The organism is Pseudosulfitobacter koreensis (assembly GCF_024733015.1).
GTDB classification, from domain to species: Bacteria; Pseudomonadota; Alphaproteobacteria; order Rhodobacterales; family Rhodobacteraceae; genus Pseudosulfitobacter; species Pseudosulfitobacter koreensis.
The window spans coordinates 138855-161884 of sequence record NZ_JANKJG010000010.1 but is presented as its reverse complement, the minus strand read 5'-3'; the positions used below and the strand labels follow the sequence as shown (position 1 = coordinate 161884).

Annotated in this window: 23 protein-coding genes; 2 read left to right on the top strand and 21 right to left on the bottom strand. The window is 55.3% G+C overall.

What is annotated here, in order from left to right; translation table 11 throughout:
• Positions 1 to 404: 404 nt before the first annotated feature.
• A complete protein-coding gene (locus NTA49_RS13860; protein WP_258295393.1) occupies positions 405 to 2390 on the top strand; it encodes a KAP family NTPase in 1986 nt (661 codons plus the stop codon).
• Between the two features lie 215 nt (positions 2391 to 2605).
• Here the strand turns inward: NTA49_RS13860 and NTA49_RS13855 are convergent, their stop codons facing one another.
• From NTA49_RS13855 to NTA49_RS13780, 16 genes are all read right to left on the bottom strand, one after another.
• Positions 2606 to 3064, bottom strand: coding sequence for a hypothetical protein (locus NTA49_RS13855; RefSeq protein ID WP_258295392.1), 459 nt, complete (start codon positions 3062 to 3064; stop codon positions 2606 to 2608).
• Positions 3061 to 3345: a hypothetical protein gene (locus tag NTA49_RS13850; protein ID WP_258295391.1), complete on the bottom strand. Its 285-nt coding sequence runs from the start codon at positions 3343 to 3345 to the stop codon at positions 3061 to 3063. Before NTA49_RS13850 ends, NTA49_RS13855 begins: the two co-directional genes overlap by 4 nt.
• A gap of 5 nt (positions 3346 to 3350) precedes the next feature.
• On the bottom strand, positions 3351 to 3767 hold the full coding sequence (locus tag NTA49_RS13845) for a hypothetical protein (RefSeq protein ID WP_258295390.1): 417 nt from the start codon (positions 3765 to 3767) through the stop codon (positions 3351 to 3353).
• A 253-nt stretch (positions 3768 to 4020) separates the two neighbouring features.
• Positions 4021 to 4782, bottom strand: coding sequence for a hypothetical protein (locus tag NTA49_RS13840; RefSeq protein ID WP_258295389.1), 762 nt, complete (start codon positions 4780 to 4782; stop codon positions 4021 to 4023).
• A 576-nt stretch (positions 4783 to 5358) separates the two neighbouring features.
• Positions 5359 to 7737 (bottom strand): DUF5906 domain-containing protein, encoded by a 2379-nt coding sequence (locus NTA49_RS13835; RefSeq protein ID WP_258295388.1) that lies wholly within the window; start codon positions 7735 to 7737, stop codon positions 5359 to 5361.
• Positions 7738 to 8064: 327 nt separating this feature from the next.
• Positions 8065 to 8268 carry a helix-turn-helix domain-containing protein gene (locus NTA49_RS13830; RefSeq protein ID WP_258295387.1) on the bottom strand — a complete coding sequence of 68 codons (204 nt, stop codon included), beginning with the start codon at positions 8266 to 8268 and terminating at the stop codon, positions 8065 to 8067.
• Between the two features lie 232 nt (positions 8269 to 8500).
• Positions 8501 to 8908: a hypothetical protein gene (locus NTA49_RS13825; protein ID WP_258295386.1), complete on the bottom strand. Its 408-nt coding sequence runs from the start codon at positions 8906 to 8908 to the stop codon at positions 8501 to 8503.
• 150 nt (positions 8909 to 9058) lie between these two features.
• Complete coding sequence (locus NTA49_RS13820) at positions 9059 to 9730, bottom strand: hypothetical protein (RefSeq protein ID WP_258295385.1); 672 nt, start codon at positions 9728 to 9730, stop codon at positions 9059 to 9061.
• A complete protein-coding gene (locus NTA49_RS13815; protein ID WP_258295384.1) occupies positions 9727 to 10989 on the bottom strand; it encodes a tyrosine-type recombinase/integrase in 1263 nt (420 codons plus the stop codon). Before NTA49_RS13815 ends, NTA49_RS13820 begins: the two co-directional genes overlap by 4 nt.
• Before the next feature lie 278 nt (positions 10990 to 11267).
• On the bottom strand, positions 11268 to 11864 hold the full coding sequence (locus tag NTA49_RS13810; RefSeq protein WP_258295383.1) for a DedA family protein: 597 nt from the start codon (positions 11862 to 11864) through the stop codon (positions 11268 to 11270).
• 3 nt (positions 11865 to 11867) lie between these two features.
• Positions 11868 to 12689 carry a metallophosphoesterase family protein gene (locus NTA49_RS13805; RefSeq protein WP_258295382.1) on the bottom strand — a complete coding sequence of 274 codons (822 nt, stop codon included), beginning with the start codon at positions 12687 to 12689 and terminating at the stop codon, positions 11868 to 11870.
• The gene (locus tag NTA49_RS13800; protein WP_258295381.1) at positions 12686 to 13639 is read right to left on the bottom strand and encodes a diacylglycerol/lipid kinase family protein; all 954 of its coding nucleotides are present in this window, start codon (positions 13637 to 13639) and stop codon (positions 12686 to 12688) included. The genes NTA49_RS13805 and NTA49_RS13800 overlap by 4 nt, the downstream gene beginning before the upstream one ends.
• A gap of 155 nt (positions 13640 to 13794) precedes the next feature.
• The gene (locus NTA49_RS13795) at positions 13795 to 14640 is read right to left on the bottom strand and encodes an SMP-30/gluconolactonase/LRE family protein (RefSeq protein ID WP_258295380.1); all 846 of its coding nucleotides are present in this window, start codon (positions 14638 to 14640) and stop codon (positions 13795 to 13797) included.
• Entirely contained in the window at positions 14640 to 15251 is a 612-nt protein-coding gene (locus NTA49_RS13790) for a 2-dehydro-3-deoxy-6-phosphogalactonate aldolase (protein WP_258295379.1), read from the bottom strand. Before NTA49_RS13790 ends, NTA49_RS13795 begins: the two co-directional genes overlap by 1 nt.
• Positions 15248 to 16150, bottom strand: a complete 903-nt coding sequence (locus tag NTA49_RS13785) for a 2-dehydro-3-deoxygalactonokinase (RefSeq protein WP_258295378.1) — start codon at positions 16148 to 16150, stop codon at positions 15248 to 15250. The genes NTA49_RS13790 and NTA49_RS13785 overlap by 4 nt, the downstream gene beginning before the upstream one ends.
• Positions 16150 to 16920, bottom strand: a complete 771-nt coding sequence (locus tag NTA49_RS13780) for an SDR family NAD(P)-dependent oxidoreductase (protein ID WP_258295377.1) — start codon at positions 16918 to 16920, stop codon at positions 16150 to 16152. The genes NTA49_RS13785 and NTA49_RS13780 overlap by 1 nt, the downstream gene beginning before the upstream one ends.
• A 139-nt stretch (positions 16921 to 17059) precedes the next feature.
• Between NTA49_RS13780 and NTA49_RS13775 the strand changes: the two genes are divergently transcribed.
• A complete protein-coding gene (locus NTA49_RS13775) occupies positions 17060 to 17302 on the top strand; it encodes a hypothetical protein (RefSeq protein WP_258295376.1) in 243 nt (80 codons plus the stop codon).
• 300 nt (positions 17303 to 17602) lie between these two features.
• On the opposite strand, the gene ptsP is transcribed toward NTA49_RS13775, so the two are convergent.
• The 5 genes from ptsP to NTA49_RS13750 all read right to left on the bottom strand — a co-directional run bounded on the left by ptsP (position 17603) and on the right by NTA49_RS13750 (position 22977).
• Positions 17603 to 19840, bottom strand: a complete 2238-nt coding sequence (gene ptsP, locus NTA49_RS13770) for a phosphoenolpyruvate--protein phosphotransferase (RefSeq protein WP_258295375.1) — start codon at positions 19838 to 19840, stop codon at positions 17603 to 17605.
• A gap of 144 nt (positions 19841 to 19984) precedes the next feature.
• Positions 19985 to 21223, bottom strand: a complete 1239-nt coding sequence (locus tag NTA49_RS13765) for an aspartate kinase (RefSeq protein ID WP_258295374.1) — start codon at positions 21221 to 21223, stop codon at positions 19985 to 19987.
• A 120-nt stretch (positions 21224 to 21343) separates the two neighbouring features.
• Positions 21344 to 21985, bottom strand: coding sequence for an SDR family NAD(P)-dependent oxidoreductase (locus NTA49_RS13760; RefSeq protein WP_258295373.1), 642 nt, complete (start codon positions 21983 to 21985; stop codon positions 21344 to 21346).
• A 3-nt stretch (positions 21986 to 21988) separates the two neighbouring features.
• On the bottom strand, positions 21989 to 22420 hold the full coding sequence (locus tag NTA49_RS13755) for a DUF1178 family protein (RefSeq protein ID WP_258295372.1): 432 nt from the start codon (positions 22418 to 22420) through the stop codon (positions 21989 to 21991).
• A gap of 83 nt (positions 22421 to 22503) precedes the next feature.
• Positions 22504 to 22977 (bottom strand): NUDIX hydrolase, encoded by a 474-nt coding sequence (locus tag NTA49_RS13750; protein ID WP_258295371.1) that lies wholly within the window; start codon positions 22975 to 22977, stop codon positions 22504 to 22506.
• Positions 22978 to 23030 lie beyond the last annotated feature (53 nt).

Below are 23030 nucleotides of genomic sequence, written 5' to 3'. Positions count from 1 at the left end.
GGTTGATGATCAGCGCTTCAAGATCAGCACGGTCGGCGGGGCCAAGGTAAAGGCAGATGTCGGAACGTCGCATCCGCTGATCATGCCACAGCCGGACATCATTGGGAATCCTATGTCAGGTGGGGAACACTAGCATTCAGCTCACGTCAACTACGTCACCTGCCATTTATCGTGGGTCTGGGCAGCTGCAATACGGCCCGCCGAACCGGCCATTCGCTGCATTTAGATAGCCTCTAGCCATCAAGCAGTCACGCTAGTCCGCTACTAATGCGCGCAACGCTCGCAAGCGGCCACCCGTCTGTGCAACGCGCTCCGCAGTCATTAAACATTCCCGACAATCAGATGGACTAGGCTACCCTAGAGAGTATGGTCGCAACGGAAAGCATTTAGGCCGGATTTTTTTCATGCACGACACAGCCCGAAACCAGATACGACAATTCCTATTGAGTTGGATCAATTCGCCAGACAACCCAAAATTTGCTGTGATGCTTGAAGGTCAGTGGGGATGTGGCAAGACGCACTTCATCCAGAGCCTCTTAGGTGAACAAGCCTTTGAAACGCGAAAGACGATATACCTATCGTTGTTCGGAGTCAGCAGCTTGCAGGATTTCGAACGGCAGTTATTCTATGCCGCATCCTCAAAAGCCGTAAAGATTATGCATCAGGGTTTAGGCTTTGCTTCGTCCCTGTTTTCTGGAGCAATCTCGGTTGGATCGGGGGGCGTGTTTTCAGGTTCAGCAGATATTGGCAAAGCTGTCGAAAGCACTTTAGGCCAAGTGACCAAAGCCATTGATGTCATTAACGGCGCATTGGTGGTGATTGACGATCTTGAACGATGTGGATTCGATCAGTCTGAACTGCTTGGCGTTTTGAACCGGTATATCGAGCACGGCAATGCTCGCGTCATATTGGTGGCGAACACACAGCGGATTGGTGACGAGAAGTTTAAAGACTTCCGAGAGAAGGTTATCGGCCAATCCTTCGAATTAGAACCTGATCCTAAGGCTGCTGTCGATGCATTCATCGCCGAAATAGCAGAAAGTGATGTAAGAACAATTATCGTTTCTCGAACCGATAGGATTGAAGAGCTATATCGACTTTCTGGCTTCAACAACCTACGGGCTGTTCGGCAATTCCTGTGGTTTTTAACAGGGATGTTTGATGCGACAGACCAGAAGTTTCGAGAAAATAGTGATTTGCTAGATAGCCTTGTAACTCAAGCCTTCATCTTCTTCATAGAGTTCAAATTAAATCTTGGGGCACCAGACAATGTTCTGACCCCCATTGACCTTCTTCCCAAGTTCGGGAGCGATGACCCTGAACAAAGAAACTTCCATTCGTTCCAGCTGGGCGATAACGAGATTGACACACCTATTCGGAAAATAGTCGAAAAATACAATCTCGTGAACGGCATTCATGCAGCGGTCACACTTCGACAATGGATTGATATTCTTAATAGCGGCACCGTTAATGCGTCGCGGTTCAACGCTGAACTGGCAGACGCTCTCGAAGTTAACGGCCCGGAAAGCTGGCCTTCCTGGAAGCGGCTCTGGCACATTTGGACCTGGGATTTTTCCGATGGCTCAGGTTCAGTATTTGATGACGATGTCAGCGACGTTCTTTCTGGTATCGAAGATGGTCGTTATCAGAACCCGGTCGTTGTGATGCACGTTGTTGGCGTCATTCTGATGCTACTAGATGAAGGGCTGATCGATGATGTCGAAGGTGGGTGGGTCCAAAGATTTAAGAATTATATTGATGCGGTCGTGATACCCAAACTTGACCTCAAGAGTTTTAAATTAACTCGATGGGGATTCGATACCGGCTATGATGGCCTTGGGTATCACCGAAGACAGGAAGAAGATTTTGGCGAAGTTTTAAATCATCTACAGGTAGCTGCAGATGATTGGTATACCAATTGGAAAGCGCAATCCGTAGCTGACCACCTTATCAAAACTATGAAGTCGGACTACTTTTCTTTTCTCGGCGATCTGACTGTCATTAATGGCAAAGGCGAGCAAAGATTTCTAAGAGAGCCAATCTTACAGTGCATCCCAATAGCTCAGTTCGTAGAGGCGTGGACTTCTTTGAGCCGGGACGAAGAACGAATGCTCACAGGGTATCTCAAAGAACGGTATGATCGCGTACCGGAATTAATCCTTGCTGAGGGACCTTGGTGGAGAGGCGTTTCAGAAACCCTTTCGGTCTGGATCAACAAAGAAACACTATTGCCGCGAAAGGTCCAGCTCCGCAACTTGGTAGAGCGGATCGAAAGTCTAGTGGACGCTAGGCTAGAAAGAGCGCGATTGAAAGATCTCTTTTCCGCTCCAGCGTGCCAAACGGAAATTAATCTCGGCTGGACTTTGCCAATCAATGCAACAGACAATTAATCCTTCTAACCCCCAGTCCGCCTTTCCCATATGACATAATAGGGTGACAAACGATCGACGCAGACCCGTTTCGAGGTATCCGGAAAAACTGCAAACCTGCCTACGTCTAAGAAGAGGCCCGTTTGCCTTCGCTACTACGACCAGTGTCAGCTTCCTGCTCAGTGTAGCTAGGATGTTGCTGTATACACCAAGGCTGTGAAGATTTGTACCGCGTTTTAATGATCAAGATGGACGGAATCTGCAAATATGTTGTTTGGCGGCGCATATGGCTGACCATCCCGCGCGCTCGCTGCACTACCAAGATTTTCTAGCCAGCCATAAAACATATAGCTGTCCCCGTAGACTGTGAAGGTGCTCAATATGTCCTGGTCAGCAAACCGCCACATCGTGCTCAGAAAACAGTTCATTCTAAAGGGATGCGCGGCGAGGTTAAGCCCTTTGCGTTCCAAACCATCAACGATTATCCTATTTTGGTCGCGATGATCAAAACGCAGATGGTCGCATTTGGTCGCAATCTTCATCGCCTCTTTTACAGCGAAACGCCCAAAATGATCACGCAACCCTGAATTCGACAAAATGCCATGGGCAGTTATCCATAGGTCTAGTGATGAAATCCAAGCGATGTTTGCAAACTGGTCTGGGACTGTTAGCCGGTATGATTTCGTTGGTCTCATTCTCTTTGTCCTAACTGACTAAGGTAAAGGGCTTGGGCATCGCTCATAGTCATGTCAATTTTAACGCGTGGAAATTCAAACCAACTACTTGGCGTCCATTTTGTGTAGTTAATATACGTTTCGTATAGTCCGAATGAGTGCTCTGCCTTGAACTGGCCCCACCACTTTTTATAATACTGACGCTGCTCAGGTGAGAATGACGCGAAAGGGTCATCAGGTTGAGCCGCCTTTAATTTTTTGAGTAGTCTGTTAGCTCTGAGCAACCTACTTGCAATCATCATGCCGTTTAGCCTTTCAACAACTCTTCGATCTGAGCCAAGCGTTCTTCAAGTACGTCCATTTCATCAATTTCTTTCAATCTTGCGATGGACATTGAAATGGTTCGAGCTTCATCAGGACTGACTGTGCCGTCAATAAGCGCAGAAACGATACTGCCAACGTCTGCACCGTCTAGCTCAACGGTTCGCTGATTTGGCAGAATCTTTTCAAGAACGAATATTGCTGCCTTTGTGTCATTCCTATCCAAATTCTCCTTTAGGACTCGCAAGGCATCAAACGACATGTTCTTGATCTCTTGCATAGCCTTCTGGCTTACCCTGTTACGGCTACCTTTGGGTCGGCCAATATTCCCGCTGCCGGACGCGAAACGCCCGTTACTATCACGCCCAGCCAAGGCGGTAGACTTACGTTCGTTATCGGTCATTTTCGAATTACCTTAACGCCCTGCTCATCAAACCAGTGAGCTACCTGAGTTGTTGAGAACCATCCACTTGGGCCGTCTTTCAATGTCTTTGGAAAGCCTCGTGTTTCGCGCCAACGCTGGAGGGTCTGTCTTGTTACTGACGCCGTTATTAACAAAGATACCATGGTGATCGTGTCGGCTCTTGGCAACCTGACAACAGACATAGAGAGCGGACGCAGTTCGCGCCTGCGCTCAACATTTTGGCTAATAGACATCAGGCAGCTTTCAGGATTTCAAACACCTGCCCTGTAGTCATACTTGCGACGCTTGCAGCCACTAAAGTCAAGGCACCCGCAAGGTACTGATCTGACGCGTCGATTTCGTCATTGCTTTGAACGATGCCTATCCATTGATCACGTGCATTCTTTTCAAGGGTCTTCCAGTCCGGCTCAATGCCTGCCAAATTATCAATAGCCATGGGTGCTGGTGGAAATTTTTTGTCTGAACCATATAGAAATTTAACGACTGCATAGCGTTCTTCCACCCGTTCAAAGATTGTATCGTCCAAGCCAATAAGAGCGGGACCGCTTTCAATTGCCGAAGCAAGAAGTTCAACGTTTTTGGAGTTTAGCAAAGTTTTGAAAAGTTCCGGCGGGCTTAACGAGAGAAACCACTTTCGATATTCGGAACGCATTTCTGCATTCCCGCCCTCTACCTTCAGCATCATATCGCTGCGGTCTATCAGCGATGACTTTTCATCCATAATTGATCTACGCAGCGCGTTCCAGGGGGCAGCTAGGTTTGCTGCTTCTGTTTCAGCTTTTGTCTTGTATCCTTTTGCGTTCAGAACCTCAGCCTGCTTCAACATGGTTTTGCTGTAGTCATACAATGCGGTCGCCATTGCGTTGATCGATGGTGTTAGCCTGCTGTCTTTGAAGCGAGAACGCCAAAGCAGCGTAGCCATGCTATCGGTTCCATGAACCTGAAGAAAGTTACCTGCATCACCATCGGGGGTGTAAATCATCTTTGTCAGCATATTGTCTATCCTTTCGAGTTGCCTTTCCAGACAGGTGACGTCGCCCTCAAATCAAGTCAACCCATTAATTTTGCTAGAAAAAATTCTTATGATGCATTAGGTTCTGTGAGGTTTTGTTGGCGTAAGAAATTTTATCCGCCCCCATGCTAGAGGCGAAAAATCAAAGTAGAGCTGTAGAAGTTTTCAGCTGTATCCGCCTACCCATGGCTACTATATGGATACAATGTAGAGCTTACGAACCACGCCAATAAACATGCTTCAGCAGCGCATTGAATTTATTCAAATATTTCAGAATGTTGAGAATCAAGTATCGGACTAGGTATCCGTTGCAGACCATCTGAAGGTTCGCTGCAAACATCAGTTTGAGCAGTCCGTAATGGGCAAGCCATGATACTGCCCGACACCAAAATCATAAATTATCGTTCAGTCTAATCAATCACTGGTTCCCAAAGGTTCCCAAATTACTCAACACTATAATAACGCAAGATCAAATTTCACTTATTCTATATCTACAGAGTTCTTAGATGCTGGTAATTTTGGGAACCGTTGGGAACCGCCCCACTAATCGCGTCCAAGCTATGTTATTTTCCGAAAACTCATCTGATTACCAATAATAGTCCGTGCAATTTCTGACCTGTCTGCGTTCACTAGATTTTCAGCGGTCAAATCACCTTTTACGATCAAGACGGTTCTCACGTCTGGACCAATCTTTTGTTTGTGCGCAGACTTCATGCCAGCACGTTTGATTGCATGACCCATCGCCGCTGGCGACCTTGGTGCGTTCTCACCCATGAAGGTTGTCAGGTCACTGGTCGTCGCCAACTCTCCCGGCCAAGACCTGATGAATTCTTGGGCATCTTGGTCAGCAGGGCTTTCCATGCTCTTTAGTGATTTCACCTTGGCGACGTTCATTGGTGCAGGTTCATGCGGGCTAAAACCGTCCAAACTGAGCGTCGTCAAATAGCGTTGGACCGAAGCAATGAAACGTTGATCTTTTAGCAATTTGTTCAACCACAGATAGTACTCTTGCGATTGCCGGAGCACGGGGTTTTCAACAACGATGACGCGCCGATCACTGTTATCGAATGGCAATGCATCTTCATGGTTGGAAAACATCAGAAACCTACAACAGTTCTTTTCGACAAACTGCATGCCGTATTTTTCGTTGATATTGCGTGTTTCTTCAGTGATTTTCGCCTTAAACGCCTCTTGGTTCTGGTAACGATTAGCGGCGTTGCCTTCGCGGATTTCATCAACTGTTACCAGCAGCTTTTGCGCAAGCCGACCGTTAAATCCGCCAAACAATGCGTTTACGTCCATGTTTGCAGCAACATAACCTCGTAAAGCGCGTGTCAAAATACTGCCTAACGTGCCGCGACCAGTTCCGGTTTGTGGGGTGATCATAAGATAGCAGGTGTGTGGCAGTTCACCTGGCTTTTGAAAGATGTGCGCACACCATTTCAGAAACCGTTCTCGCTCAATGTGATCCGGCACAAGGTATTCAACGTGCTTCAAAAACGGTTGCGCCCACTCCTGCCAGTTTTCAGGCGGTGTTTGCAGCCGTATCCCAGACCAAAGGTTGTAGGCTTTGTCACCGCCTTGGCTGATTTCCGGTGAACGGCAAAACTGACCATCAGCAGGGTTCCAAGTTATCGTATCGACAGACGTTCTTGTTTCGCTTTTCATCCAGCTTTGCAAAGCTGGGATTGTCTTCAGAATTGGTTGCCCATCTTTGTCAATCTTGCCCGTGTCAAAGGTGTGCCAAGATGCTGCATATTCATTACCGGCATCATGAACAGTTCTAGTGGTCTTGTTGAGCGTGTTGACCACCTTTGATCCGGTTGCGACAAAAACAAGATGCTGCTGCATTTGCTCAAGTGTCAAAACAGTTGGGACAGTTGAGAAAGCAAGATCGTCGCCAATCTTAATGTCGTCAGTTTTGCGTTGGTTTCGCTGCCGCTGCATCACACCACCGAACGATAGTTGGGCCTGTACAGATGGCACGCGCCGTACGATGCTGGACCACCCTACCTGTGCATCCTTAATGCTGTTCCACTGCTTAAGATTTTCACCAACATCATTCCCGCTGTAGCGCTCGCACCATGCAGACCACATACCATAGAGCGTGTCAGGATCCGTCAATGACCATCCAGACTGCTTTATGGCCGCTGTAAAGCTGACCCAATCACCACGATCCAGCGTGTTCGGATCACAGTTGTCCAAAGCATACTGAACCCATTCTAAACTAGGCGCTGCTTTGCCTGGATCACCCAATTCATGACGTTCGCCGACACTGCTGACCACATTGACGTGTGCCAAGGCCAGTTCCAGCGCATCAACAGGCGTGACCATGCCATAACCCGATAGCTGCTGACAGGTTACTAGCTGCGGCTCACCTTTCAGATGGTATGTGCCAGGCAGACGCATTACGCGCGGCGCATCCCAGCAGGCCGGATCACCGTCGAAGAGCTGGATAAGCTTGCGCTGTATAGTATGAAACCGATCATTACCTTGATAGGGTATCACGGGCCAGTAGACGTGCGCTTTGTTTGCGCTTGATTGCACCATGAAAGACGGTTTGATTACCCATTCGTTTGCACGTTGCAAGTTTTGCATTGCTGAAAGGTTGTCCAGGTCCACAAATTGCGCTCTGTTGTTGGTGATATTGTCGGCTGATCGCCCATGTCCGTCCATCTGATTGATGACAACAAAACAACCGTAACCAAGTTGGTTGTAGACCACTAAAGTAGACCAAACGTCATCAATAGTTCCTCTGAAATTCACGCCCTGCAAACTACGATCACGGTCATGAATTGCACGAAAATCAAAGACACCACCGCCTAAAGCATCAACAAATGCACGGCCTTGGTTTATATCTTGATCGTCTGGAACAGAGTTGTCGAATGCTTGGGGGAAATAAGGGGTGCGACTGATCGCACAGAATTGGAAAGCCATGTTTATACCTACGGTTCAAAATGAGATTGAACGCCCGTGAAGACGTGTTTAGTAGGCTATCCGGCCTATTCGCCACGTCTTTACCGCGGCATGGGTCATCCAACCCTTACTCATGCACAAACCGCTAACGAGGGCGGATGCGGGGCAATCACCAATTCCGGTGAAGGTTCACGCCCCCGCTACCCTATCTCATTTTGCACGGTTGGATAACATGCCTACCCTTTGTACAGATTAGATATATGAATCGCAATATGCTGTTATTATTTAATTCTCTTGCAATATTCACCCGAACAACCCTCGCAATAATCATCTGAACGACCATCGCAATCAACGTGCTGCGGCTTCAACAATATTGCTTTCAACATATGCAACAAGGTCCGATGCGCGATAACGAACATGACGCCCCATCTTTACATACGGGATACGGCGCTCACACCATCTGTCACGTTCAAGCTTCTTCTCTGACACGCCCAGATACTCGGCAGCTTGTGCCTGTGTGAGTATCGACGGCAAGATAATATTTTGTTCCATGCTGTAACCCTTCAGTTAAACCCTAAGGCCAACTTATTGAGCGTTCGCCGCCCTTAGAAGCCATTCCCGACCGCAAAAAAGGGGTCAAAATCATTATGAAGGCTACAATGCGGCTACTTTGGTGAAGTTGCTGGCACATATCAGATATTTTAAAATATATATTTCGATCCGCAGCGGATATGTTGTCCGATGCAGCCCCAATAACTACCGTTCTAACTGCCAGTTCTCTTCATTAATCCCGCCAGCATTCCGACAGTAGTCGGTCTCCAAACATGCAGTACCAGACAGTTATTGGAAGAGAGTTATTTTTAATGGTGCTTTCTAGACGATACCAATGTGCCTGACAGTTCGCTGTATCTTCGCAAACGATAATGATTCCGGCTTGGCGTTCAAGCTCAACTCCATAGTGAAGAGCTTGACCAATTGCTTCTGCCCACTTATGAGACTTTTCAACCTCAATGGCGTACTCATCACTCACACAATCCGCCTTAGTTCCAGCTTCCGTGATGACTTCGAGATTCATTCCAACGCAAAAACGCTCTTGAAATTCGCGTTCTTTGATCTTTGATTGCGCAGTTGCCATTGAAGCTGCGAGTACAATAGCAACTAGAAATACTGCTAAACGAGTGAATTCGAGCATGGTGTACCTTTAGAAAAATGCTACTCAGTTAGCAAAATTGAAGTCGTTAAAGATCAGGTGACGGTTTTGTCCTCCTAAAGAAATATTGGGGATATGATGGCCTGCAAACCATATAGTCAAAACCATCAAAACTATTCATTTATAAGAAATCTAATTGTTTCGATACTTCTCAATAGCCATTTTCCGCTTTTCCGTTATCTGCCAATATTTTTCAACTGTCCTCTTGCTGACAGTAAATCTTTCACCAGTCGAAGGGTTTACGTGCCGGATCAACCTTCCAGTCTTGGGATTTTTTACAACTGCATCGACCGCGTTGGAATGTGAATTTTGGGTGTTTCCGTATTTGCATTTTAGCCTTCGAACTGTTCTGGCTATGGTTTTGACGCGCCAGTGCCCTGCTCCTATCGGCGGTCGTCCTTTGCGGGCATTGTGGGCGTTGGGTTTTTTCGGTGAAAACAATTCAGCAAGTTCTTGGCGCTCGCCTAAACCGAATGGGGCTTGGCCTGATCGCAGCATGTGCGCAAGTGAAGCGCCTGCAACAGATGGATGCTCTGCTTTGCCAGCACGCCATACAGCGTTAGCACGTCGCACCGCACGGGCAAACTCGGTTTCACCTTTCCGCTGCGCCTTGGAGCTATGCAACTTACCTGTGACCGCCAATGCCATCAGCTCTAATCCATGCTGATCAAGTTCTCCATCACTGCAGAGGATCGCACATAACGGACCGGCTTCAACCAAGTCATCAGCACGAGAGTATAGACGGATACCTTTTGCCGCGCGACGAACAGCGTGCGCAAAGCTGGTATCACATACAGCGTTCACGCCTTAACCGCCCGCAACATAAAATCTTCAATCCTTTGCATGGGTTCGCGCAAATCATCGGTTGTGATTTCACCAATGTAGCCTGCCGTTACATCGCTGGTGTTCCCACTGATATGGTTCAACAGCCTTTTCAACTTATATGCGGAGATGTCTAAAGTGTTCGCTACGGCTGCGAATGTGCGGCGTAAATCGTGCGCCGTCACGCGCAACCCACTGGCCTGCTGGATACGCGCAAATGCCGTGCGAAGATCGCTTGAAACTTTGTCGTCTTTATCACCAAAGACGTAGTGACCGGATGAAACCTCGTTGCGAGACGCAAGGGTTTTCGTCAGTTCTGTTCCGAGTGCAGTTTCATGATCGGTTCGATTTTTTGTGTCCCGAAATGTTACGGTTCTGCGCTTTAGATCAACGTCCGACCAGCGCAGCGCTGGATAGCCATCCTGGTCGTTGCCAAACACTTCAGCTAAACGCGCGCCCGTCAACAAGATGAATAGCAAGGCGTCCTTATGTTCCGCGCCATGCTTCAAACCCACAAGTTCAGTTCGGACTGCGCTTACCCAAACCGGAATGTCATCACGCTCAAGTCGCCCCTTCTTTGGTTTAGTATCTGCCCACTGATTGAGCCTTTTCAGGCGGTCTACAGGGTTGCTCACGATAAGAGGTGTGTCCCCTTCGCTTTCATCATTCACATGGTTCAGAGCGGCCCGCAGATAGCGCATGGCAAGATTTGCTTGCGTAGCTGCATCAACAGCTATTTCCGCGTGACGCTCCTTCACCATTCCACCCGTGATTGAGGTAACCGTCTTGTCCATCCAGTCGCCAAAATGACGATTGGTAACGGTATGAATATCGCGGATGGTTCGTGCCTTCTTTAGCTTAACGCCTGAGCCGTAACCGCTACCTTTCTTTTTCGGTGCATCCGCATACCTCTTAATCGCATCCTTTAAGGTTAGAGCTTCAGCGCGCTCACGCACACTAGCTTCCTTCAAGCGCACCTTTTCCGCAGCAGGGTCGACGCCACGGTTGAATGCGTCGGCTTGACGGGTCGCTTCAGCCCGCGCCCGCTTCAAATCAGTAAACACATCCACACGACCGATTGTCACACGGCGCTTCTTTCCGTTCACACGGGCATCGAAGATGAACGTCTTCGTCGTCGGGGTGACCCGCAACCCAAAGCCCCTTGGCGTATCAAACCAAACGAATTTTTGCCCCGCCACCGGGTGTGGCACAGCCTCAATCGCTTTCTTTGAAAGGTCCATTTGCTTGCCCTCGCCCGAAATGTAGCCAATATGTAGCCACACCAGTTAGAACTTTTGGGTGACCACAACGGACTCTTAGGGCATATAATCCTTTTTAAGCAAGGATTTTCATGGCTACATTGGATAATTAGCAGTTGCTAGAAGCGATACGCAACGGATTGCAAATCCGTGTACAGGAGTTCGATTCTCCTACTCGCCTCCACTTATTTTCAATGACTTGCGATCCGATCATCAGGCATCACTTTAAGATGCGGGTGCGACATTTGCAGACCCTCGCTTTACGCGCCCTTTTTCTTGAACAACCGGTACACATAGAGCACCAGCAATCCGCCCAGCAGGATATTGGTGACGGGATTAAGCCATTCGGACACCAGTTCGAACTGGCTGCCCAGCGCATAGCCCGCGCCGGTCAGCAGGCAGACCCACAGCACGCTGCCGATCAGCGACAGGAACAAAAACCGCGCAAGCGGCATGCCTGCGAGCCCTGCGGGAACCGAAATCAATGTGCGAACCCCCGGTATCATCCGCCCGATCAGGATTGCCATGTCGCCGTGGCGGTCGAACCATCCCAGGGCGCGATCATAGTCGGTTTCGGACAGGGTCAGCCATCGCCCATGTTTCACGATCAGCCGCCGGATACGGTCTGCACCAAGACGCACGGCAGCCCAATACCACAGCGTCGTGCCCAAAAGTGATCCCAGACTGCCCGCGACCACGGCGCCGAACATGGTCATCTCGCCCTGCTCGACCAGAAAGCCGCCCAAGGGCATGATCACCTCGGAAGGGATTGGCGGGAATACATTTTCGCCCAGCATCAGAAGGAAAATTCCGATCAGACCGGTTTGCGAAATCAGACCGGTTATCCAGTCGAACATAGTCTACTCCTGCTCTGTCATCTCTTCGATTTGGGTCCAGCCATCGGCCTCGCGCGAAAAGCTCACTTTCAGGTGGTGATCAAAGCTGCGGGTGCTTTCGACGGCGGCAAACCGCTCGACCGTGACGCGGTCGGGTCCCAGATGCAGAAGGTTGAAGTCGTTCGGCTCGCCACGCACCCGATTGGAAAGACCGGTGCCCGCGTGGATCTGGATAACGCCACGATGATCTTCGATGCGCGCGAATGTTTCGGCGCGCCAACTGTGCAGATGGCCCGAAAGCACGATGTCAGCGCCCGCATCGCCCAGCGCCTTTATCGCCGTGCGCGCGCCGCGCATCAGTTTTTTCTGCTCGCCCGGCAGATGCTCGAGCGGGTGATGCACCACCACGATCCGCAGCGCCCCGTCGGCTGCATCCAGAAATCCGCGTCTGACACGGCGAATGTCGCGGGGGCTGAACCAACCGCGCTGAATGCCCAAGGGGTTTACCGAATTGACCCCGATCACCGATGCTTGTGCATTGTGGACAACAGGTTGCAAATCGCGGTTGATCCACTTGCGATAGCGGTAAAAGGGCCAGATCACCCGTTCGAAGAAGTTATAGAGCGGCGTGTCGTGATTGCCGGGCACCACCAGCGTCGGCGCGTCGATGGCGTCGATGAAGGTGCGCGCCTGCTGGAACTGCCAGTTGCGCGCGCGCTGCGTCAGGTCGCCCGAAATGGCAACCAGATCGACATCCAGCCCGTTGATCCGCTCCAGCAGCGGCGCCATCAGTTCAGGGCGGTCGCGTCCAAAATGCAGGTCCGACAGATGAATGATCCGTTTCATCGAATACCCCCGTCCTCTCCATCCGGGGTCAAAACCGTCAGCGCCCCCTGGCGCATTTCCAGCTCAAAGGGGCCGGAAATCCGTGTGCGTTCGCCGTCGCGCGCCACCAGCAAAGATTTGCGTTTGCAGGTGATGTGCATGCGGTCGGCGCAGAGCAGTTCAAAGTCATGATCGCGCTGTGCGCGTCCCAGCATCAGCGCCAGACCGTTTTTCAGCAGACCGAGCCGACCGCGATTGGGTGCAATCAATACGGCCAGCTTGCCCTGTTCAATGCATTTGATCCCTTCCAGCCCCATCTGCTCCAGCTGGAATGCGTTTGAGACCGCGAACAAAAGCGAGGTTTTGACCTCGCGGGTGTCTCCGTCGACGGTGATCTTCAGTTTCAGCCTTCGGGGCAGCCGCATCATGGTCTTGAGCACCGACCAATAGGCGGCAATCCGGCTGCGGCCCCAGCGTTCATAGACGGTTTCGCGGGTCCGCAGGATCTGCGGATAGATGCCCAGGCTTGTGTTGTTCAGAAACACTCGGTCATTGATCACGCCCACGGGAATGGTCTTGCGGCGGTTGGCTGCAATGACGGCAATGGCCTCGGCGGCGGTTTCGGGAATGTTCAGCGAACGCCCGAAATAGTTGAACGTGCCCAACGGAATAACGCCCATCGCCGCATCCGTTCCGACCAGCCCGGAGGCGACGCCGCAGATGGTGCCGTCCCCCCCAGCTGCAATGATCAGTTCGGCGCCTTCGCGGGCCAGTTGCGCCGCGCGCGCCGAAATATCGTCCTTGGGCTTCAGCCGGATGATCTCGGCGGTGATCCCATGGGCGGCAAAGGTATCTTCGAGGTCCTGAATTTGCGGCTTTTCCGAGCCACGGCCCGATTTGAGGTTCATCAGGACATGCACACGCATGGTCTGCGGAACGGTCTGTGGTTCTGACGCCATGGTGGCCTGCATTTTTTCGCCTTTTCATCCGCTTTTGCGCGGAATTTTTACAAGATCGGCAAACGCAGTGCCTGCGCCGGTCCGTCCCGTCATCGCCCGCTTCTGGTGTGCGGACCCATGGTACAACGCTGCAACGCGGCGGCGGGTTCCTTGTGCGCCTTCGAACCTCAGAGAATGACCCGGTGTTCAGGCTGGCCCTTTACGTCCATCTTCTGAACGAAAGTCATGCCCGCCTTCGGATCGCTCGCGCGGTCCATATCCACCGCCGCCGTCGTCACGTAGAGCGTCTGAAAGCCCTCGCCGCCAAAGCTGGGGCAGGAGGATTGCGTCGCGGGCACGGTGACTGCGCGCAGGAAACGGCCGTCGGGCGCATAGCAGGCAATGCGGCTTGCGCCCCACTGCGCGTTCCACAGGTTGCCCTCGGCGTCGACCACGGCACCATCGGGAAACAGTTCCTCCGCGCGCAGGTCCACGAAAACCTTCGCGTCGCCCTTGGGCCACCCGTCCGCGTCCAGATTGATGCGCATGATCCGCTGCCTGACCGTGTCGGTGAAATAGGCAAGCGTGCCGTCGGGGCTGAAACAGATCGCATTGCTGACCGTTATGTCACCCATCAGCTTGCGCACCTCGCCGCGATAATAGCGATAGATTGCGCCCGCGCGGCGTTCCTGCCCCTTGCCCATTGTCCCGATCCAGAACCCGCCTATGGGGTCGACGCGGCCATCGTTCGAGCGTGTCACCGGATTGTCCGCGTCCAGCGGGGCCACATGCGTGCGTGCGCCCGTGTCGACGTCGAGAGTGAAAAGCTCGCGCTCGGACGCGATCAACAGGCACGTATCGTCAACCCAACCCGCTGCCGAGACATGATCGTCGAAGGACCAGACCTGCTCGCCCGCGTCGGTTTTTGTCAGCAGCTTTTTCCCGATGATATCGAACCAGAACAGTTGCTTGCGCATGGGGTGCCACAGCGGCCCCTCGCCCAATGCGCAGATGGTATCGCTGAATATGTCCATTAGCCTGCCTTTCGTGCCAGATCGTAGGCCGCAACAATGTCGGCGGCGCGCCTGCGGATATCGTTCACGGTCATGCCGGGAGAATAGAGTGCTGAGCCGATACCAAATCCATCGGCTCCCGCCGCCAGCCAGTCGCCGAAGTTGTCCGCCCCCACTCCGCCCACGGCAAAGACCTGGGCGTCCGCAGGCAGCACCGCGCGCATCGCCTCAAGCCCCCTGGTGCCCACCACGAACGACGGAAAAATCTTGATGCCATCCGCGCCAGCTGCAAGCGCTGCAAAGCATTCGGTCGGGGTAGCGCAACCCGGAAAGGACGCCATGCCCGCATCCTTGGTCGCGGCGATCACCGCGACATTGCAATCGGGCGACACGACCATCTGCGCGCCGATCCCCGCCAGTCGTTCGACATCGGCGACCGTCAGGACCGTGCCTGCGCCGATCATAGCCTGCTGCCCGTGCTCAGCCTGCATCGCTGCGATGCTGTCAAAAGGCTCGGGCGAGTTCAGCGGCACCTCGATCCGGGTGATCCCGGCGGCGATCAGCGTTTCGCACACCGGCTGGGCCTCTTGCGGCGTGATGCCGCGCAGGATGGCGATCAGATTGCGCGTCATGAGTGCTCCAGTTCCGAATATGCGGCGCTAAGCCCTGCAAGTGTCATGTCTGTAGGATTCTGGCGCAGCACCGGCACGCCTTGGGCGGACAATGCGACCTCGTAGGCGTCGGCAGAGTACGCCGCCCCGATCAGCGCGACCTGCTGGCCCAGCCAATAAGGGCGCGCGGCGGCCAGTTCGATGCCGATCAACAGCCCCGACAGACGCGCGCGCGCCTCGACTTCGCCAAGCCCGCCCAGCAAGGCTGCGGCACGCAGGCCGAAAAGCTTGGCGGCAACCGCCTGCGGCCTGCTCATCGCCTCGTCCACCGCCGTCTTGAAGGCGTCATCGTCCCAGCCGTTCAACGCCACCGAATGACGCAGCACCGATTGCTGCGACAGCAGGGCAAAGATCTCACCGGTCATGAAGGTCTGAAAGCTGACGATTTCGCCCGCGCTGAGATGCGCCCATTTGGTGTGGGTGCCGGGCAGGCAGGCCACACCGTCAAAGCCGGGATGCGTCGCAATCAGCCCCTTGATCTGCGTTTCCTCGCCGCGCATCACGTCGGCAGGGCTGCTCTGGCTGACACCGGGCAGGATGATAACCTGCAACCTCGCATCCTCTGTCTGCACCCGCCGTCCCTGTCGCGGATCGGGGGGCGCGCAGGGCACCGTGGCATAGGGCGCTTCGGCCCAGCCCTGCCGTGCTCCGGCCATGCCGCAGATCACCACGGGCATCGGGGCATCGTCCAGAACGTCCGAAATCAACGCCAGCAATGCGGGCTCGTATCCTTCGGGTGCAAGCGCGCCCATGCCGCGATCGCTGCTGCGCGCCTCGATCATCCCACCGCCGCGCGACATCAGCCAGACGCGCATGTGCGTGGTGCCCCAATCGACGGCGATCCAGTCCACCTGCCCCATCAGCCCGACACCGCGACACCGCCATCGACGACCATTGCCTGCCCGGTCATCATCCGGCTGGTCTGCGACGACAGGAACAGCACCGCATCGACGATGTCGCGCGGTTGCAGGTGTTCCGGCAGGCACTGCCGGTCAAGATGAGCGGCAAGGACGTCGGGCGTGGCCCACAGATCCATCTGCCGCTGCGTCAGAACCCAACCGGGCATCACCGCGTTGACGCGGATCTGATCCGGCCCCAACTCGCGCGCCAGCGCCCGTGTCAGCCCGGTGATCGCGGCCTTGGCCGTTACATACCCGGCCATCCCCGCCATCCCGAGCATGTATGAGATAGAGGAAAAGTTGACGATCGACCCGTATCCTGCCGCCTTCATCATCGGGGCTGCGGTCTGGGCTGTGAACAGATGCGGGCGCAGGTTGACGTTCTGGTAGGCGTCCCAGTCTTCGACGGTCAAATCGGCGACGTTGTGACGGTTGTCGTTCGCCGCGTTGTTGACCAGCCGCGTGATCGGGCCGTGCGCCTGCGCGGCCTGCGCAATCGCATCCTTCAGCGCCGGAATATCGGTTATGTCGCAGGGCAGGTACAATGGCGCATGTGCGTATTTCCCGGCCATTTCGGCGACGAAGGCGCTGGCGTCCGAGCGTTGGACAAAAGCCACCCTGGCCCCCTGCGCAAGGAACCCTTCGGTCAGGGCGGCACCGATCCCGGACCCGCCGCCGGTGATGAACACCGACGCCCCGTCGAGATCGTGGAAAGTGGCATAGGCTGTCATCGGTGTCCCTCTTCGCCGGGTGGTGCTGCACACGTCAAAGGGTACCGTATTTCCATCTCTCTGCCAAAGGCAACAGCGCCTGCGCGCACTTTCACCTCGCAGGGTAATGATCTGATAGAATACAGGAAAGGTGGCGTGGATGGCTCCAGTGACGGCGGCGCTTGGCGGGTTTGTTTTTGCAAGACGATTATTTGGTTTGATATTTTATATCAATGACTTGCGATGTTTTATTAAGGCTGACTGCGATCCTGTGGTGGTGCAAAAGGGCATGGAGTGTGCGGTTGGAAGACGAGCGAAGTACGTCGAAGCACCAGGCGAATGGATGCCGTGCAGGCTGTGGATAAGTCTACAGGCTTGTGCTTATCACCCTCCAAATAACTGATACAATACAATTTCTTCTGAAATAATTATCCACAGCAGGTTCCCGTATCATCAATCTGAACTGCACTTTCGACCAATCTCAACAGGAAGGACCAGCCGCGCGCCACAGGGTAAGGCGCCAGGGGAAATTCGCTTCCCGGCACCGTTCCGGCATAGGATCAGCGCCGTGTAACGCAGCTTGTGGATAAGCTTTGAAATGCGCAGTTATAGCAATTTCAAAGCTATATCACCATCAATTTCGCCAAAAATAGCATCAAAAGGACAAGCCCTTCAGCCCAGATTCACGAGGATTTACGCCGTTTTACTGCTCTCTCAGCCAGTCCATGACCGCCGGACGCACCGACATCGCGCCACGGTGGCGGGTATCCGCAATCACCTTGCGCAGATCCTCAAGGTTGGAACGCCGCAGCAGCGACTTGACCGGCCCGATGGACGCGGGCCGCATCGACAACCGGCGCAGGCCGATGGCTGCAAGACACAAGGCCTCGACCGGGCGACCCGCGTCCTCGCCGCAGAACGACACCGGGGTATTCGAGACCGCGCAGCGCTCGACGATCTGTTCGAGAAAGCTCAGGAAGCTGACGTTCAGCGTGTCATAGCGCCGCCGCACACGCTCGTTCTCGCGGTCCGCCGCAAAGAAGAACTGTTTGAGATCGTTGCCCCCGATCGAGATGAAATCGACCTCGTCGAAGAACTTGCGCGGCGCAAACCCAAGCGACGGAGTTTCCAGCATTGCGCCCACCTCGATCCGCGAGGGCAACGGGTGCCCCAGTCGACGTTCGCGCTCGAGCGCCTTGTCGACCTCGGCACGGGCGCGCGTATACTCTTCGTATTGCGCGACGAAGGGGAACATCACATAGAGCGGGCGCCCGTTCGACGCGCGCATCAGCGCCTGCAACTGCATGCGCAGCACACCCGGCTTGTCCAACCCCACTCGGATCGCGCGCCACCCCATCGCGGGGTTCGGCTCGTCGTTGGGCTTCATATAGGTCAGCACCTTGTCCGACCCGATATCAAGCGTGCGAAAGACCACCGGCTTGCCATGCGCCGCGTCGATCACGCGGGCATAAAGCGCGCTCAGTTCAGAGCGTTTCGGCATCTGGTTGCGGATCAGGAATTGCAACTCGGTCCGAAACAGCCCGACGCCTTCGGCACCGGAGTTCGGCAAGGACGGCAAATCGGCCATCAGGCCCGCGTTCATCATCAACTCGACCGTAGCCCCGCATTGGGTCACGGCAGGTTTGTCGCGGATCGAGGCGTAGCGTTCCAGCGCTTCGGCCTCCATCGCCATCTTGTCACGGAACGCTGCCACCACGTTGTCGTCGGGGCGCAGGTGCACGACGCCCTGATCGCCGTCCACCATGACGTGATCGCCGTTCAGCGCCTCGGTTGTGACCGATTTGGCATGCACCACCAGCGGAATGGCCAGTGCCCGCGCGACAATCGCCGCATGGCTGCCGACCGACCCGGTTTCCAGCACGATCCCTTTCAGACGCCGCCCGTAATCCAGCAGCTCGCCCGGACCGATGTTGCGCGCCACCAGGATCGGATCGGGCGGCATTTCCGCGCCCGTATCCGTGCCCTGCCCGGTCAGAATGCGCAGCAGGCGGTTCGACAGATCGTCAAGATCGCTGAGCCTTTCGCGCAGATAGCCGTCAGCCGCCTGGCCCACGCGCGCGCGCGCCAGCGATTGTTCCTTTTCCACGGCAGCCTCGGCGCTCAGGCCGCGCCCGATGTCCTCTTCCATCCGCCGCATCCAGCTTTTGGAGTTGGCAAACATCCGGTAGGCTTCCAGCACCTGCCGCTGTTCCTGATCGGGGCCGGCAAGGCTCAGCATCTTGTCCACGCCGACGCGCAATTCATCGACGGCGGCGTTCAGCCGCTCCATCTCGCGCTGCGGGTCGTCGGCGATGGGGTTCACCACCACCACGCGCGGCTCGTGCAGCCAGATGTGGCCCTCTGCCACGCCCTCCTGCCCGGTCGTGCCCTTGATCATCACCGGATGGCTGTGACGCGCCGACATCGCGGCACCTTCGCCCACGAAGGCACCCAGTTCGGTCATTTCGGCCAGAACCATCGCCACGACTTCCAGCGCATAGACCTCGTCCGAGGAAAATTCGCGCGCGTCCTTGGACTGCACGACCAGCACGCCCAGCGCTTCGCCCAGACGCTGGATCGGGATGCCGAGGAAACTGGAATAAACCTCTTCGCCGGTTTCGGGCATGAAGCGGAAACCGCTGGCCTTGGGCGCGTTGGCGGTGTTCACCACCTGTCTGCGCTGTGCCACGCGACCAACCAGCCCCTCACCCAGACGCATCCGTGTCTGGTGCACCGCCTCGGCCTTCAGCCCTTCGGTGGCACACAGTTCCAGTGTTTCCTGATCGCGGAACAGATAGATCGAACACACCTCGCAGCCCATCGACGTGGCGATCAGCGAGGTGATCTTGTCCAGCCGTGTCTGTCCGGGTGCATCGCCGGCCAGCTCATCGCGCAGCCTGCCCAGCAACTTGCGGCTCTCGGTGTCCGTGCGCTCGGTCATCTTGGCGCCCCCCTTGGTGTCCGGTATCGACTTAAATCATACCGCACGCCAATTAGAAATGAGGTTTTACACCCCAAGCGCAGGATTTGCCGCCTGCCTTCGCGGAACGTCGCAATGCCTGACCTTGGGCGCAAGGCCCGGCAATCAGGCGGATTTTTCCAGCTCGAACGCATCGTGCAGCGCCTGAACCGCCAGCTCCATGTACTTGCGATCGATCAGCACGCTGATCTTGATCTCGGAGGTGGTGATGACCTTGATGTTGATGCCCTCGTTCGACAGCACCCGGAACATCTTGGCCGCGACGCCGGTGTGGCTGCGCATGCCGATGCCGACAACGCTGACCTTGGCCACGTCCATATCGGCGATCATCTCGTCAAAGCGGATCACGCCCGACTCCTTGGCCGCGTCCATCGCCTTTTCGGCGCGTTTCACCTGATCGTTGGGGCACGACCACGTCATGTCGGTGCGCCCTTCTTCGGCGATGTTCTGCACGATCATGTCCACGTTCACGCCCGCTTCGCTGAGGGCGGTAAAGATCGTGGCGGCGATGCCGGGGCGGTCGGCCACCGACACAAGGGTCATCTTTGCTTCGTCACGGCTGAATGCGACACCGGCTACAACATTGCTTTCCATGATTTCCTCCTCGTCACAGACCAGCGTTCCGGCCGTGTCCGATTGTTCCTCGAAACTGCTCAGCACCCGCAGCTTGACCTTATACCGCATCGCCAACTCGACCGAGCGGGTCTGCAACACCTTCGCGCCCAGTGATGCCAGCTCAAGCATCTCTTCGAACGCGATCTTGTCCAGTTTGCGCGCCTTGGCGCTGACCCGCGGGTCGGTGGTGTATACCCCGTCCACGTCGGTATAGATATCGCAACGCTCTGCATCGAATGCGGCGGCAAAGGCCACGGCGGTGGTGTCGCTGCCGCCCCGGCCCAGCGTGGTGATGCGCCCCTCGGGGCTGACGCCCTGAAAGCCCGCGACCACGGCGACGCGCATACCCTGCTGGAACTTGGCCATGATGTTGTCGCTCGGAATTTCCTCGATCCGGGCCGAGGAATGCGCGCTGGTGGTCTTCACCGGCACCTGCCAGCCCTGCCAGGACCGTGCGGGCACGTCCATTTCCTGCAGGGTCAGCGCCATCAGGCCGGCGGTCACGTTCTCGCCGCTTGAAACGACCGCATCATATTCGCGCGCGTCGTACATCGGAGAGGTCTCGTTGACCCAGCCGACCAGCTCGTTGGTCTTGCCCGACATCGCCGAGACGATCACGATCACATCATAGCCCTTGGCCACTTCGACGCCCACGCGTTTCGCGGCGCGGCGGATGCGGTCAAGGGTGGCCACCGAGGTGCCGCCAAATTTCATCACCAGAACGGGCATGATGTCCTCACGTCAAAATCCGACGTTTCCCTACGCGTCGCTTGGGACAATGACAAGCGTTACAAGGCGGTTATATCGGCGCAGGGCCATCCGACATTGCAAAACCGACGTTGCACCCGCTTAGAAGGGGTGTGTCTCACCGTCCCACGTCAGAAACGACCCGGTCGAGGCGATGTCCAGTTCGGCAAACCGCGCGCTGAGGCCCGCGACGCTTTCGTCGACCGAAATCGCCGCCCCGTCGCCGCCCATGTCGGTGCGCACCCAGCCTGGATGATAGATGCCCACGGCGATCCCCTCGGACTTCAGATCCGTCGCCAGATTGCGCCCCAGATTCAGCGCCGCCGCCTTGGACGCGCGGTAGATATAGCTGCCACCGGGCGCGCGGGTGTCCGATCCCATCTGGCTGGAGATGATCGCGATGTTGCCCTTCGCCGCGCGCAGGCTGGGCAGCAGGGTCTGCACCGTCTGAAACACGCCCGTGACATTGGCGGCAAAGGATTGCGCCCAAATATCAGGTTCATAGCCGTCGTCGATGCTGTGCCCCTTGTCGAGGTAAACGCCCGCGTTGCACACCAAAAGATCGACAGGCTGCGTGCCGACGGCTGCGGCCAAGCTTGCGAAATCAGCCGGTTGCGTCACGTCCAGCCTCAGGTCGGCGGTGTCCGAGCGCCCAGTGCCTGTAACGTGGTGGCCCAGGGCCTTGTAATGCGCAGCAAGACCCGCGCCGATGCCGCGCGTGGCACCCGTGATAACGATGTTCATGATTTAATTTACCTTTGATTTGGGCAGGAACGGCAGCGGCATCAGCGGCACGCCGTCTTCGATCAGCGCCTTGGCTTCGGCGGGTTTCGCCTCGCCGTAGATGGCGCGTTCGGGGGCATCGCCCAAGTGCATCGCCCGCGCCTCACGCACGAAATTGCCGCCCACGTAGGTCGCGTTTTTTTCCACATGCTTGCGCATCTGTGCCAGCGCGGCCTTGAACGCGGCCGCCTTGGCGTCGTCGGTCTGGTCAGCAGGCACCGCTTCCGCGCGCGCGGACGCCACACGCGGGGCCATGATCGCCTTGTGCACATCCGTGCTGCTGCATTCGGCGCAGGTCAGATGACCAGCCGCGCGCAGGGCATCGAAGGCCTCGGCCGATTTGAACCAGCTTTCAAAAGTGTGGCCGCGATCACATTTCAGGGCATAGCGGATCATGTGTGCTCCAACACAGGGTTACAGAACTGAGATATACACGCAGGCCGCAGGTTCAAGCGGCAAGATCAGGGCTTGTTGTCTGGCTATCGCAGGATACGCGGATCGAAACCCTTGATGATCTGCGCCAGTTCGGGTTCTTCCACCAGTTGCGCGGCCTTCTTGCGGCTGACCCAGCGCCGCTTGCGCTCCAGCGCTTCGGGATAGGTCTTGGCCAGCGATTTCACCCGCACCGGGTAAACCATTGCCACGCAGGGCAGTTCATCCTCGTCGGCAATCGCCTTGTTGTAGGAAAACAACCCGATCGGTCGCGCGTCGACCTTACCCACCACGCCCGCTTCTTCCCAGGCTTCGGTCAATGCCGCCTCGCCGGGGGTATGCCCGTCCACGGGCCATCCCTTCGGCACGATCCAGCGCCCCGACCCGCGCGAGGTGATCAGCAGAACCTGCACCTTGCCGTCGATCAGCCGCCAGCACAGCGCGGCAAACTGGGTGCGCACATCGGTCTTGCGCGCACCGTTTACCGAGATGGGAAGCTGCTTGATCAGCGGCGCTGTCATGAGATGCCTCGCAGATAGTCTTTCGATTACCATGCACTGATTTAGGTCTGATA